This is a genomic window from Micromonospora sp. M51, assembly GCF_018070305.1.
Taxonomy (GTDB): domain Bacteria; phylum Actinomycetota; class Actinomycetes; order Mycobacteriales; family Micromonosporaceae; genus Micromonospora; species Micromonospora parva.
The window spans coordinates 1-12,951 of the sequence record NZ_JAGPXZ010000085.1 but is presented as its reverse complement, the minus strand read 5'-3'; the positions used below and the strand labels follow the sequence as shown (position 1 = coordinate 12,951).

Below are 12,951 nucleotides of genomic sequence, written 5' to 3'. Positions count from 1 at the left end.
CGTTCTGCGGCGGCGCCACGCAGACGACCCCGTCCGGACGGCGGCGCACCACGATCCGCCTGCCGTCGTGTGAGAACTCGCGGTGCAGCAGCTCGGCGCACCACGAGAGGGTCTGCTCGCTGAAGATGTGCAGCAACCCGTCGATCTCGGCGTACGACGGGGTGCGCGGCCGCCCCTCGGCGACCATCAGCTCCACGAACTCCTCGCGGGTCGCGACGAGCCGCCGGCGGATCGCCTCGCCCAGACGCAGCCGGGTACGCAGCGGCGTCCTGCCCCACTCCGGCTGGGCGGCGGCCGCCGCGGCCAACGCCTGCTGGACGGTCTGCGGGTCGGCCAACGCGCATCGTCCGACAACGCGCGGGTCGTCCTCGGCACCGGACTCACCGGCCTCCAGCCGCCGCTTCAGGCTCAACGCACCGAAGGTGTCCTCCAGCGCCGCGCGCGCCGAGATGCCGTAGACGTGCCGGTCCGACTCGACGTCCTTGCCGGCCACATAGGACGGGAAGGTTCTCATGGCGCGTACTCCCGCCCGAGCAGTTCCCGTGCGACCACCAGCTTGGTGGCGTTGGCGGTGCCGTCGGCGAGCTGCGTGCCGATCAGGTCCCGGAGCCGCTGGGCGATCGGCTGCTCCTCGCTGTAACCGAAGTGACCGAGCGTCAGCAACGCCTGGTGCGTCGCCTCGACGGCCACCTTCGGCGCCCACCACTTGGCCATGTTCGCCGCCAGACGGTGCTCCAGCCCGGCGTCGTTGCGCCACAGCGCCTCGTACGCGACGAGCCGGGCCGCGTGCAGATAGGTGGCGCACTCCGCGAGCGGGAAGGCGATGCCCTGGAACTGGCCGAGCGGCTTCTCGAACGCCCGCCGGTGCTGAGCGTGCGAGATGGCGTCGTCCAGCGCGGCCCGTGCCACGCTCACCGCCATGAGCGCGATGAGCGCCCGCGAGTAGTCGAAGCCGCGCATGCCCTGGGCGAAGCCGAGTCCGGTTTCGCCGACCACGTCCGACACCTGGACCGGCAGGCCGTCGAAGACCAGAGTTGATCGGCCGCCGGACCGGCTGCCCAGGTCACGCAGGGTTGACCGCACGACGTGCTGGTCGTCCAACCGGGCGTAGAAGGCGGTGACCCCACGGGCACGTGGCGCGTCGCTGGTACGGGCAAAGATCATCCCGTGGGTGGCGTACGCCCCCAGCATGATCGAGGTCTTCTCGCCGACGAGCCGCCAGTCGTGCGGACCGTTCGGCTCGGCTCGCAGCTTGACGGCGGCCGCGTCGGTCCCGTGGCTGGGCTCGGTCATGCAGAACGCCACCACGGCGTCCCCGCGAGCGATCGCCGGCAGCCAGCGCGCGCGTTGCTCCGGGGTCCCGTTGGCGGTGATGATGCCGGCCACCAGGGCGGCGTTCAGCACCGGGTAGCACGCGGTGAGGTCGCCGCGGGCCAGCTCCTCCAGGGCGACGCCGGTGCTGACCGCGTCCAACCCCAGCCCGCCGTACTCGACCGGGACGCGCAGGGCGAACAGGCCCTCGGCGGCCAACTCGGGCAGCAGATCGGGGCGGAACTGTCCCTGCCGGTCGCTGTCCTGATAGAACGGCGTTATTCGCTTCTCGGTGAAGGTGCGCACCCGTTCGGCCAGCGCGCGCTGATCAGCAGTAAGAGAGAAATCCATCACGTCGCCTTCAATCGTTCCCGCAGAACGAACTTCTGGACCTTTCCCGACGGCGTCTTCGGCAGTTCGTCAACCGCACTGATCCGCTCCGGCCAATACGGCTTGGCCATGCCCAGCTCGGTGAGATGGGCACGCAATTCGTCGAGGGAGGGCGCCTCGCCGTCCGGCACGATGACCGCGCACGCCCGTTCCCCGAGCCGTGGGTCCGGATAACCGACGACGGCCGCCTCCCGGATCGCCGGGTGGCGCAGCAGCGCTGCCTCCACCTCGACCACTGGCACCTTCTCGGCTCCCCGGACGATGACGTCCTTCAGGCGGCCGACCATGCGGATGCCGCCGTGTCCGTCGTCGCGCGCCAGGTCGCCGGTGTCGAACCACCCGTCGGGTGTCAGCGACTGGCGGTACAGGTTCGGACGGCGGTAGTAGCCCAGGCACTGGTTGTCGCCCCGTACCTGGAGCCGCCCGACCTCACCCTTCTCGACAGGTCTGCCGGTCTTCTCGTCGACGATGCGGATCTCCATGCCGGGCACCGGTGTGCCGTCGCTCTCCGCGGCCCGCATCGGTGGGTCCTCCGGGCGGGTGACAGTGACGCAGCCGTTCTCCGTCATGCCCCAGACGGCGTAGACGCGGCAGCCGAGGACCTCCCGCGCCTCCTCCACGAGGACCGGTGGCACCGGCGCGCTGCCGGTGCCGAACGCCTTGAGGGCGCCGACGTCCCGCCCACTGCGTCGCTGCTCGTGGATCAGGTCGCTGAGGAACGTCGGCGCGCCGTAAAAGAACGTCACCCGCTCCGCCTCGAAGATCCGCAGCATCAACGCCGGATCCCAGGTGTCCAGTTGCACCGCGCTCGCGCCCAGCAGCAGCGGCATGACGAAGTTCCAGGTGTATCCACCCTGCAGGGTGGTGGGCGAGCCCATCGCCGTCACCTCGTCGCTGGTCAGCCCCAGCACCTCGATCTGCCGTTGGTTGATCGCGTAGAGCGTCCGGTGACTGTGCATGACACCCTTCGGCTCACCGGTGGTGCCGGAGGTGAACATGACCTGGGCCAGGTCGTCGGGGCCGGCTTCGCGGCCGTCCAGCTCACCGGGCGGCACCTCGTCTTCCCAGGCCCGGTTGAGCAGGTCGGCGTCGAAGTCGAGGGCACCCGGAGTGCTCGGCTCACCGATGAGGACGCGATGGCGGAGGGAGGGCACCGCCGCCGCCACCTCCGCGCACATCTCGTCGTACGAGAAGCCACGGTAGGAGGCCGCCCCCACGTACACCGGGCTCTCGGTGAGCCGGGTCATGAATTCCAGCTCACGCCGGCGCATGATCGGCGCCACCGGACCGGCGACGGCGCCGATCCGCGCGCAGGCGAGGGCGAGGGCGACGAGTTGCCACGAGTTGGGCAGTTGCAGCGTCACCACCTCGCCGCGGCGGACGCCGAGCCTCGCCAGCCCGGCCGCCAACCGCTCGACCGTCGCACCCAACTGTGCGTAGGTCAGCCGTTCGGTCGCCCGGCCATCGGCGTGCCAGCAGATCACCGCCGACCGCTGCGGATGCCGGGCCACGGCCTCCCGGAGATGGTCGAGCATGGTCCTGTCGTCGTGCGGTCCGGCGGGTTGGAGTAGCCGGACCGCCGTACTTGTCTCTGTGGTCACGCCGTCCTCCGAACGTTAGACGCTGGCCGGGGCGAACTGGTCGAGCTGACCGATCGGCCGGGTCGGCTGCCAGCTGCCCGGCACGAGGTGCGCGTTGATCAACTTGCCGTCACCGCGAAGCTCGGAGTAGGACGGGTGCCGCATGTGCAGCAGCGGCTCGTCGAAGGCGTCGTACGCCGCGTCGAAACCGAAGCGGTAGTTGAACTCGATGTCCTCGCCGCCCCAGCCCTGGAAGCGCTCGTCCATGCCGCCGGTCCGGTAGTACAGCTCGGCACGGGCGAAGAAGCACAGCCCCGGGCCACGGCGCAGCGTGAAGGCGCGCAGCCGCCGCGGGTCGGGCGCCGCCGCGCCGCCGTGCAGCCGCTCGCGGATCGCCCGCCAGGTGGCGGGGTAGTCCATCGCCACCATGTCCCGGTACGGCAGGTGCCCCATCGTGCCGGGTTCGCGCATGCGGTCGACGTTGCGCGCCAGGAAGTCACGGTCGGCCAGCACGTCGGCGTCCATGTGGCAGATGATCTCGGTGTCTCCGGGCGTGTTCGCGACGCCGACGTTCATCGCCCAGGACTTGTTGAACACCCCACTCTTGGGGGCGAAGATGTAGTTGTCGGCGAAGCGGCTGATCACGTCACGCCAGCGGGACTGCTCGTCACTCTCCACGACCGTCACCTGATACTGCTCGCGCGGCAACGACTGGTCACGCAGCGAACGCAGGCACGCCAGGAGGTTGCGCAGCCGCTCGCCGCCGCCCTCCAGCCGGCTGTGGAACGGGATCACCACGAGGACCTCCGGCGCGGCGCCGTCGGGCAGCCGCGGCCCCGGGTCGAACGCGGCCATCTCCTCCACCGTCACCGGGACGGCGTCGCTCGTGTAGTCCTCGTTCAGCACGTGGCCCAGGCGTGAGTTGCACTCCGCACGCCAGCCCAGGTGCATGATGTTGTCGATGGCGGAGTCGCGGCCGTGCCGCTCCGCCAGCGCCGCGTGCAGCGCCCAGTACCGTCGGTGGTCCGTCGGGTCGGCCAGCAGGCTCTCACCCAGCGTGCGGATCGCGTCGGCCCCACACGTCCGGACCGCGTCGACGACCTTGTCCCGCCAGGGCCGGGAGATCTCCCAGTAGTAGAGGCCCGAGGCGGGTGCGTCGGGGTCGGCCGCGACGACGAGGTTGTCAGCGACGGCCTTCGCCAGTACGGCAGGATCGGTCGGCTTCAGATACGACATTATCGCCCCAATTCACGAGAGCTGATTCTGGTCGGGCTTGCCGGCAGTGGCGACGATACTGGGAAACCTCTGCGGGAAAGGCTTCCTCATCGCTACCGGGTTATCGCGACGAAGTACTCAACCGGTCCGGCTGCTCGATACACAGGGGCCGCATTCGGTACTCAGGAGCGCGCTGGCCTCGCGGTTCGTCGATAGGCCGCCCGGGTGATGGTTTGACGAAAGCCGATCGATAGCGACCAATAAGACAGTGGGGTGGTGGATTCCACCGAGGTAACGATCAGGGACCGCCTCCGAGATGTTTTCGCTGGCCGGCACTCAGAGCTGCGGCGCATCTGCGCAGCGACCGACCGGCGCGGATCCGCCGGCATCGCGTTGATCGGCCCGGAAGGCGTGGGCAAGAGCCGGCTGCAGACCGAGGCCGCCCACCGGGCGGACCCGGCGCGACACCACGTCATCCGGGCCGTCACCACCGTGGCGACCGCCAACGTCCCGTTCGGCGCGCTCGCCGAACACCTACCGTCCGGGCTGCTCCGCTCACCGTTCACGGGCGACGCGCTCCGGGTCGCGGCCGAGGCGCTGCTCAAGCCGGCCGGCAAGCGCCGTCTGACGCTTCTCGTGGACGACGCTCCCCTGCTGGACGAGGCATCCGCCGCGCTGGCGGTGCAGCTCGCCCGGCGGGGCGAACTCTTCCTCCTCGCCGCGGTGCGTCCCGACCGGCGGCTGCCGCGCCCGATCGCGGACCTGTGGACCGACGGGCTGGCCGAGTGGATCGAGGTTGGCCCGCTCAGCCGCGACGACGTCCACCAGATCCTCGGTGAGGCGCTGTCCGGCCAGGTGGAAGGTGCTCTGGTTCAGCGGTTCTGGGAGGCCACCGCGGGCAACGCGTTGCTGGTACGCGAGCTGCTGACCGCTCAGTTGGAGGCGAACCGGCTGGTGACCGAGAACGGCATGTGGATGCTTCGTGGCCCGTTCGCCATCCCGTCCTGGCTCACCGGGCTGATCGACGAGCGGCTCGCGGCGGTGTCGCCGGAATGCCGTTCCGCCATGGAGCTCCTCGCCGTCACCGAGCCGATCGGCCCGAACGTGCTCGGCGAGCTGGTCTCCGCTGACGTGCTCGAAGCAGCGGAAGCGCACGGTCTCATCACTATCGAGCGAAGCGGTGGCCAGGACCTCGCCCGCCTGACGTACCCGATCTATGGAGATGTCCTGCGTGCCGTCACGCCGCGTCTGCGCGCGCGACGGTGGCTCGGTCAGTGCGCCAGCCTGATGGAGGCGAGCAGCCACGATCCGGTCGACCTCGCGCGGACCGTACGGTGGCAGCTGGCCTGTGGCCAGCGGCCGTCCCCGGAGAACACTGCGGTCGCCGCCAGGGCCGCACGGTCGGCACTGGATTTCGAGCTCGCCGGGCAGCTGGCCCAGCGCGAGCTGGCCGCCGGTCGGGGAACGGCGGTGATCGAACCGCTCGGCTACGGCCTGCTGTTCGCCGGCCGCCCGGCGGAAGCCGAGTCCGCGCTGTCCGGTCTCGGTCGGCTGGACTGCGACTTCGACCGGGCCCGGGTCGCCATGGTGCGCGCGTTCAACCTCTACTTCGGACTCGACCGGCAGGGGCCCGCCGAGGCGCTGCTGGCGGCGGCGGTCGACGAGGTCGTCGACCCGGTCGCCCGTCGGCGGCTGGTCGCCCGGCAGGCGCTGCTGCGTGCTCTCTCGGACGCCCCGAAGGACGCCCTGGAGTTCGCCGCCGGGGCGCCGGACGAGCCGGAAGCCCAGGTGGCCGCCGGCCTGGCCATGGTCTTCTCCGGCCGCCCACACGAGGGACTCGACCTGCTCGCCGGCGAGTGGCCGGACGAGGCACCGTGGCTCTCCGTTCTCGCCGACCTGGGCACCGTCCACGGCATGCTGTGGACCGCGCAGTTCGCCGATGCGGAGGAGCGGGCCCGCATCAGCTACGAACGGGCGCTCGCCAACCGGTGGCAGTTCGCGACCCTGGTGTCGTGCCTGCTGCGCGGCCTGGTCGCCCGGATGCGGGGGCAGCTGCGGGACCAGGCGTCCTGGTGCCGTGAGGGCATCTCGATCGCCCGTGAGCAGAGGTCGAACAACATGCTGGCGGTGTTGCTGGGGCTGCTCGCGCACAGCTACGCGCTGACCGGCGAACCCGACGCCGCGGCCAGCACGTTGGCCGAGGCCGACCGCTTGGACGGGGTGTCCCTGCGCCTGCTGAGCCCCTGGACGGAACTCAACCGCGCCTGGGTCATCGGCGCCCGGCACGGCGACGCCGCCGCGCACGCACAGTGGACCGCGCGACTGGCCCGGGACCGGGGTTCGGCAGGTTTCGAGACGCTGGCCCTGCACGACGCGGCGCGCCTGGGCGCTCCGCGACCAGCCGCCGACCGGCTGCGGACGCTCGCGGGCCAGTCCGGGCGACTCCTCGGGAAGTCCTACGCCCTGCACGCCCGGGCGATGGCGGAGGGTGACGCGGCGGCGCTCGCGAAGGCCTCCGCCGACTTCGCCGAAATGGGTAGCCCGCTGCTGGCCGCGGAGGCCGCCGCCGAGGAGTCCGAGCGGCACCGGTCCGATGGCCGCCTGGCCCTGGCGTCCACCGCCGCCGCCCGCGCCCTCATGTTCATGCGCCACTGCGACGAGATCCCCCGCTCGCCCGCGTTGTCAGCGCTGGCGCCGCCACGCCTCACGCCCCGCGAGGGTGAGATCGCCGAGCTCGCCGCCGGAGGGCTGTCCAGCCGCGAGATCGCCCGAACCCTCGTGCTGTCGGTGCGGACGGTGGAGAACCACCTGCACCGGGTCTACCGCAAGCTCGGCATCACCAACCGGGGGGAGCTCGGCGCGCTGAGCGTGCTGCTCACCCGGCCGCAGACCTGAGACTGAGCCACCGCTCAGGTGACCGGAGCCGGTCGCGGTCCGAGCCCCCCGCCGTCCCCCCCCCAGGTTTCCAGGTGGGGCTGTCCCGCGGGCTCGGACGATGTGTCGGGCGTCAGTTGATGACGCCGGCGCCCACCGTGTGATTCGTTTCCTCGTCGATGAGGATGAAGGAGCCGGTGAGCCGATTGCGGGAGTACGGGTCACACAACAGCGGCTGGGTCACCCGCAGCTGGAGCCGGCTGATCTCGTTGCACCGCAACTCGGTGGGATCGGGATCGCGCCGCAGTGTGTTGACGTCGAGCCGGTACTGCAGATCCCGGATGACCGCGCGCACGGTCCGGGTGGTGTGCTTGAGCAGCAGCCGAGCCGGCGGCCGGAGCGCCCGTTCGTTCATCCAGACCACCATGGCGTCGATGTCCTGGACCACGGCCGGCGCGTTGTGCGGCCGGCAGATCATGTCCCCACGGGACACGTCCAGGTCGTCGGCGAGCCGCAGCACCACCGACATCGGCGGCGTGGCCTCATCGACCGGCCCGTCCGGACCGTCAATGGCGGCGACCCGGGTGGTCAGCCCGGAGGGCAGGTGCATGACCTCGTCACCGGGGCGCAGCACCCCGCCGGCGACCTGACCAGCGTAACCGCGGTAGTCGGGGCAGGCACTGGACTGCGGGCGGATCACGTACTGCACCGGGAAGCGGACGTCGACCAGGTTGCGGTCCGAGGCGATGTGCACGTTCTCCAGGTGATGCAGCAGCGAGGTGCCTTCGTACCAGGGCATCTCGGTCGAGCGACTCACCACGTTGTCCCCGTGCAGCGCGCTGATCGGCACGAAGGTGACGTCCCGCGTGGCCATCCTCGTGGTGAACGCCGAGAACTCCGCCCGGATACTGTCGAACACGCCCTGGTCGTACCCGACCAGATCCATCTTGTTGACGCAGACCACCAGGTGCGGCACGCCGAGCAGGCCGAGCAGGAACGTGTGACGCCGGCTCTGCTCGACCATGCCCTTCGTGGCGTCCACCAGGACGATGGCCAGGTCCGCCGTGGAGGCGCCGGTCACCATGTTCCGGGTGTACTGGGCGTGGCCGGGGGTGTCGGCGAGGATGAACTTGCGCTTGGGCGTGGCGAAGTAGCCGTACGCCACGTCGATGGTGATGCCCTGCTCACGTTCCGCCCGCAGGCCGTCCATCAGCAGTGCGAGGTTGGTGTACTCGTCGCCACGCCGACGGCTGACGTCCTCGACCGCGGCGAGCCGGTCGGTGAAGGTGGACTTGGAGTCGTAGAGCAGCCGTCCGATGAGTGTGCTCTTGCCGTCGTCCACCGAGCCGGCGGTGGCGAACCGGAGGATGTCCATGATCAGAAGTACCCTTCCCGCTTGCGGTCCTCCATGGCGGCCTCGCTGGTCCGGTCGTCCGCCCGGGTCGCGCCGCGTTCGGTGATCCTGGTGGTCGCCACCTCCTGGATGATGTCGGCGACCGTCCGCGCGCCGGAGAGGACCGCCCCCGTGCAGGTCATGTCACCGACCGTCCGGTACCGCACGGTCTCCTCGGACACCACCTCAGTGGGGTCCGGCGCTTGGTACGGGTTCTCCGCCAGCAGCATGCCGTCCCGCTCGAACACCCGCCGCCGGTGCGCGAAATAGATCGGCGGCACGTCGAGCTCGTCGCGGGCGATGTAGCGCCAGACGTCGAGTTCCGTCCAGTTGGACAGCGGGAAGACCCGGATGTGCTCGCCCGGCCGGATGCGGGTGTTGAACAGGTTCCACAGCTCCGGGCGCTGGTTTCTCGGGTCCCACTGGCCGATCTCGTCGCGGAAGGAGAAGATGCGCTCCTTGGCCCGGGCCTTCTCCTCGTCGCGTCGGGCTCCGCCGAACGCCACGTCAAAGCGGTGCTCGGCGATGATGTCCAGCAGCGTGGTGGTCTGCAACCGGTTGCGGCTGGCCCGGCGTCCGGTCGGCTCGACCACCCGCCCGGAGTCGATCGAGTCCTGCACCGAGGCCACGACCAGCCGCACGCCCAGCTCGGCGACGCGCTTGTCGCGGTAGTCGAGGACCTCCGGGAAGTTGTGCCCGGTGTCGACGTGGACCAACGCGAACGGCATCGGCGCCGGCCGGAACGCCTTCTCCGCCAGGCGGAGCATGACGATCGAGTCCTTGCCGCCGGAGAAGAGCAGCGCAGGCCGCTCGAACTCGGAGGCCACCTCGCGGATGATGTGGATCGACTCTGCTTCCAGCATTTCCAGACTCATGTGACACCTCGCGTGTTTCCGCCGTCGACCAGCAGCACCGTGCCGGTCACGAAGCCCGCCTGCTCGCTGGCGAGGAAGGCGGCGAGCGCACCGAAGTCCGCCGGCTGCCCGACCCGGCCGAGCGGCACCTCGGCGATGATCTCCTTGAGCGCGGCCTCGCCGTCGATGGCGGACCGCGCCGCCACGAACCCGTCGAAGGCCGGCGTCTGATGTACGCCGGGGGCCAGCACGTTCACCGTGATGCCGCTGGCGCCGACCGCGTGGACCACACCCTTGGCGAAGCCGAGCACGCCCAACCGGGCGGTCGCGGACATCGCGGTGCCGGGCAGCGGTTGACGTACGGCCTCCGAGGTGATCAGCAGGATCCGTCCCCAACCGGCCCGGCGCAGGTGCGGCAGGGCCGCCAACGTGATCGAGATGTGGGGCAGCAACGACCCCTCGACGCCCTGCCGATAGTCGTCCACTGTGAACGTGTCGGCCTGGCCGTGCGGCACGCCGGGCGAGTTGGTGACCACGACGTGCAGCGCGCCGAACTCCTCGGCCGTCTGGTTCACCCAGCGCGTCACGTCCGCGTCGTCACGGACGTCCACCTCGACGGAGAGCACCCGCCCAGGACCGGCCTCGTCGACCAGCTTGTGCGCCGCGGCCAGTCGCTGCGGGTCGCGGGCCGCGATGGACACGTTCGCGCCCTCGGCCGCCAACGCGCGAGCGACCGCCAGCCCGAGGCCGCTGCTGGCGGCGGCCACCAACGCCGTCCGCCCGGACAGTCCGAGATCCATCACGCCACCTTTCGCGCCAGCGTCGGATACCCGTAGCGGCGTAGCAGGGGCAGGGCGAGCGCCGTGGTCGTGGCGGTGGGCAGCGCCGGCAGCTCCGTACGCCAACGGTCGTCCGGCCGGATCAACACGGTGCCCTGACCGAGCCGATCCGGGTTGCCGGTGACCGTGTGGTTGGTGCCGAGGGTCACCTTGCCCTCCTCGGTCACCGGTGGCTCGTCGTCGAGCCCCGCGAAACGCAGCACATCGGCCAGCACCTCACGGGGCTGCCGGGTCAGGTCCTCGTGTCGGATTCGGAGATAGCGGCCCGCCGCGGCCCGGCCGACGTACTCGGAGGCCACGTTGAAGCCCACCCAGTTCGCCGTGCTCTGGGCCGGGCTCATCGGCTCGATGTACCGCTTGCCGCGCTGGTACGAGTAGGTGGTGGCCCGCGGGTCACGGACGATGTGCAGCACCCGCACGTCCACATCGGAGCGTCGCAGCAGGGCGGCCGCCTCGGCCGGGTACTTGGAGCTGTCCACCACCGCCCGCTCCGCGCCCCGCCGCGCCAGCTCCCGGTAGACGGCGACGGTGCGGTCCAGGACCTGGGTGACGTGCGGGGGCGTGCTGGCCAGGCGGGCGCGGGTGTGCCGGGTCCGCAGGCCGGCCTGCTGCGACGACATCATCTGGCGGGCGAGCTTGGTGGGCTCGGCGTTGCCGAACGTGGCGATCACCGACGACCACAGCGTGCACTGCCGGATCTGCTCGCCGCACCCGCACAGCGAGTTCGTGCCGCTGTCCAGCAGGCCGTTCTTCCACAGGTAGTGCAGTTCGCCCGCGTGCAGCACGCCGGGCAACTCGTTGAGGACGTTGCCGAGGATGGTGCTGCCGCTGCGCAGCCAGCCGGTGATGTAGATGACCTTCATCGCTGACCGTCCGTCAACAGGAGGAAGTGCTGGGGCAGGTGCACGGCCAGGCCCACGGAGGTGCGGGCCTCCACGACGTCGCCGTGCAGCGTCAGCGACGACCGGCTGGGGTCGAGCAGCGTCACGGCGGCCCGGAAATCCCCGAGCAGCGCCTGACCGCGCGGCATCATCCGGGTACGCGAGACCTTGATTCCGGCCTCGGCGAGTCGGCCGAGCAGCCCGTCGCGGACCAGGTCCCAGTAGTGGGCGGGGTGCACGACGATGCCGTCGCAGGAACCACCGGTCTCCTCGACCGCCCCCGCCGCGGCGGTCAACGCCGCACCGAGGTCGCCGCCAATGGTCGACCTGCGCATCTCGGGCAGCTTGAGCAGCCCCGCGATCCGACCGTCGGCGGTGCCGTGCAGCAGGGCCTGGTTCTCCACCACGCCCATCCGGACCAGCACCCGGTAGTCGATGAACGCGGCGAGCAACGCGGGCTCGTGCCGCAGGTCGGCGGGCAGGGGCACGGACACGCTCAGCTCGGTCAGCTCGGCGTACTCGACGGTGGGCTCGAAGGTGGCCTCCGGCGTGCTGGCGTACGCCGTGCCCGCGTTCGCGTACTCGCTCTTCGGAGCCTCGCGTACGTAGGCGAGCGTCTGATCGGAGACCGAGGCCACCTTCAACAGGTGCCGCACGGTGTAGCGCGGGCGGCTCTTGAACAGCGGGAACGAGGCGGTCAGGTGTGCCCGGATCGGCACCACCACGTCGTCGCCGTTCTGCACCCGGGCAACCGACATGGCGAATTCCTCACCCGGGCTGCGTCGGGCGAGCGTGGGGTCCGCAAGCGTCTGTCGGGTCACTTCCAGCGCGCTGGCGCTGGGTTGCATCGTGGTGGTCATCATTTCCCCTTCAGAACAGCGCTGAGAACCGCGGATGTCGTGAGCCCCAACGCGGCGAGTGTCTCGTCGTGGTTGCCGCCCTCGGCCGGCCAGTCGGCGCCGGCGTTCACACTCAGCACCTCGCGGTCGGGCAGCAGCAGCGCGAGGGTGGAGGCCACGCTGCCGGCGGCGCGGTGCTCCTCGACGACGACCAGCCGTCGCGCGTCGGCCAGCTGCGGCAGGGCGAGCGTCAGGCTCTCCTCGTCCACCCAGCACAGGTGCGCGTGGCCGAGGTCCGGCTGCTGCTCGGTGGCGGCCTGGCACAGTGCCGTCGGCTTCTCCCCGATGGATACGACGCAGGTGTCACCACCCATCGGGTTCAACCAGGTGACAGCGCCCCGACCGGCCGGGGCGAACGACGCGTCGAACACCTCGTTGCGGCCCAGCCGCACGTAGCACGGCCAGTCGCCGTCGGCGGCGGCCCGGATCGCCTCGCGGGTCTCGGCCTCACCGGCGGGTACGGCGATCCGCACACCCGGCAGGCTCTGCATCACCGCGAGGTCCTCCAGGCAGTGGTGGGTCGGCCCGAACCACGCGCCGGACACCCCGCCGTACGGGCTGACCAGGACCACGGGGGCACCGAGGTACCCGAGGCCGAGCTTGACACTCTCCCCCGCGCGGAACGCCGCGAACGTGGCGAACGTGCTGACGAACGGCCGCAGCCCGGCGGAGGCGAGGCCCACCGCGATGTCCACCGCGGACGACCCGCGCATTG

Annotated in this window: 11 protein-coding genes; 1 reads left to right on the top strand and 10 read right to left on the bottom strand. The window is 70.9% G+C overall.

Annotation, left to right across the window (positions count from 1 at the left end; all coding sequences use genetic code 11):
* The 4 genes from KBX53_RS07415 to KBX53_RS07400 form a co-directional block, all read right to left on the bottom strand.
* Positions 1–514 (bottom strand): aldehyde dehydrogenase family protein (locus KBX53_RS07415; RefSeq protein WP_210858232.1); only part of this gene is annotated, 514 nt, incomplete at its 3' end.
* Positions 511–1,662 (bottom strand): acyl-CoA dehydrogenase family protein, encoded by a 1,152-nt coding sequence (locus tag KBX53_RS07410; protein WP_210858231.1) that lies wholly within the window; start codon positions 1,660–1,662, stop codon positions 511–513. The genes KBX53_RS07410 and KBX53_RS07415, both read right to left, overlap by 4 nt.
* Complete coding sequence (locus KBX53_RS07405; RefSeq protein WP_210858230.1) at positions 1,662–3,302, bottom strand: AMP-binding protein; 1,641 nt, start codon at positions 3,300–3,302, stop codon at positions 1,662–1,664. The genes KBX53_RS07410 and KBX53_RS07405 overlap by 1 nt, the downstream gene beginning before the upstream one ends.
* A gap of 15 nt (positions 3,303–3,317) precedes the next feature.
* Positions 3,318–4,517: a glycosyltransferase gene (locus KBX53_RS07400; protein ID WP_030329305.1), complete on the bottom strand. Its 1,200-nt coding sequence runs from the start codon at positions 4,515–4,517 to the stop codon at positions 3,318–3,320.
* A 390-nt stretch (positions 4,518–4,907) separates the two neighbouring features.
* Between KBX53_RS07400 and KBX53_RS37110 the strand changes: the two genes are divergently transcribed.
* The gene (locus tag KBX53_RS37110) at positions 4,908–7,391 is read left to right on the top strand and encodes a LuxR family transcriptional regulator (protein WP_210858229.1); all 2,484 of its coding nucleotides are present in this window, start codon (positions 4,908–4,910) and stop codon (positions 7,389–7,391) included.
* 112 nt (positions 7,392–7,503) lie between these two features.
* Here the strand turns inward: KBX53_RS37110 and KBX53_RS07390 are convergent, their stop codons facing one another.
* The 6 genes from KBX53_RS07390 to KBX53_RS07365 form a co-directional block, all read right to left on the bottom strand.
* The gene (locus KBX53_RS07390) at positions 7,504–8,745 is read right to left on the bottom strand and encodes a sulfate adenylyltransferase subunit 1 (protein ID WP_030329308.1); all 1,242 of its coding nucleotides are present in this window, start codon (positions 8,743–8,745) and stop codon (positions 7,504–7,506) included.
* A 2-nt stretch (positions 8,746–8,747) separates the two neighbouring features.
* The gene (gene cysD / locus KBX53_RS07385; protein WP_210858228.1) at positions 8,748–9,638 is read right to left on the bottom strand and encodes a sulfate adenylyltransferase subunit CysD; all 891 of its coding nucleotides are present in this window, start codon (positions 9,636–9,638) and stop codon (positions 8,748–8,750) included.
* Positions 9,635–10,417, bottom strand: a complete 783-nt coding sequence (locus tag KBX53_RS07380) for an SDR family oxidoreductase (RefSeq protein ID WP_030329313.1) — start codon at positions 10,415–10,417, stop codon at positions 9,635–9,637. The genes cysD and KBX53_RS07380 overlap by 4 nt, the downstream gene beginning before the upstream one ends.
* Positions 10,417–11,319, bottom strand: coding sequence for a sulfotransferase (locus KBX53_RS07375; protein ID WP_210858227.1), 903 nt, complete (start codon positions 11,317–11,319; stop codon positions 10,417–10,419). The genes KBX53_RS07380 and KBX53_RS07375 overlap by 1 nt, the downstream gene beginning before the upstream one ends.
* On the bottom strand, positions 11,316–12,197 hold the full coding sequence (locus KBX53_RS07370; RefSeq protein ID WP_030329317.1) for a family 3 encapsulin nanocompartment shell protein: 882 nt from the start codon (positions 12,195–12,197) through the stop codon (positions 11,316–11,318). The genes KBX53_RS07375 and KBX53_RS07370 overlap by 4 nt, the downstream gene beginning before the upstream one ends.
* On the bottom strand, positions 12,197–12,951 hold a 755-nt coding region (locus KBX53_RS07365; protein ID WP_210858226.1), incomplete at its 5' end, for a transketolase. The genes KBX53_RS07370 and KBX53_RS07365, both read right to left, overlap by 1 nt.

Excerpts from the sequence above, each read along its gene's own strand:
- cysD (WP_210858228.1), bottom strand. The coding sequence starts at position 9,638 with ATGAGTCTGGAAATGCTGGAAGCAGAGTCGATCCACATCATCCGCGAG.
- KBX53_RS07410 (WP_210858231.1), bottom strand. The coding sequence starts at position 1,662 with ATGGATTTCTCTCTTACTGCTGATCAGCGCGCGCTGGCCGAACGGGTG.
- KBX53_RS07390 (WP_030329308.1), bottom strand. The coding sequence starts at position 8,745 with ATGGACATCCTCCGGTTCGCCACCGCCGGCTCGGTGGACGACGGCAAG.
- KBX53_RS07375 (WP_210858227.1), bottom strand. The coding sequence starts at position 11,319 with ATGAAGGTCATCTACATCACCGGCTGGCTGCGCAGCGGCAGCACCATC.
- KBX53_RS07370 (WP_030329317.1), bottom strand. The coding sequence starts at position 12,197 with ATGACCACCACGATGCAACCCAGCGCCAGCGCGCTGGAAGTGACCCGA.
- KBX53_RS07400 (WP_030329305.1), bottom strand. The coding sequence starts at position 4,517 with ATGTCGTATCTGAAGCCGACCGATCCTGCCGTACTGGCGAAGGCCGTC.
- KBX53_RS07380 (WP_030329313.1), bottom strand. The coding sequence starts at position 10,417 with ATGGATCTCGGACTGTCCGGGCGGACGGCGTTGGTGGCCGCCGCCAGC.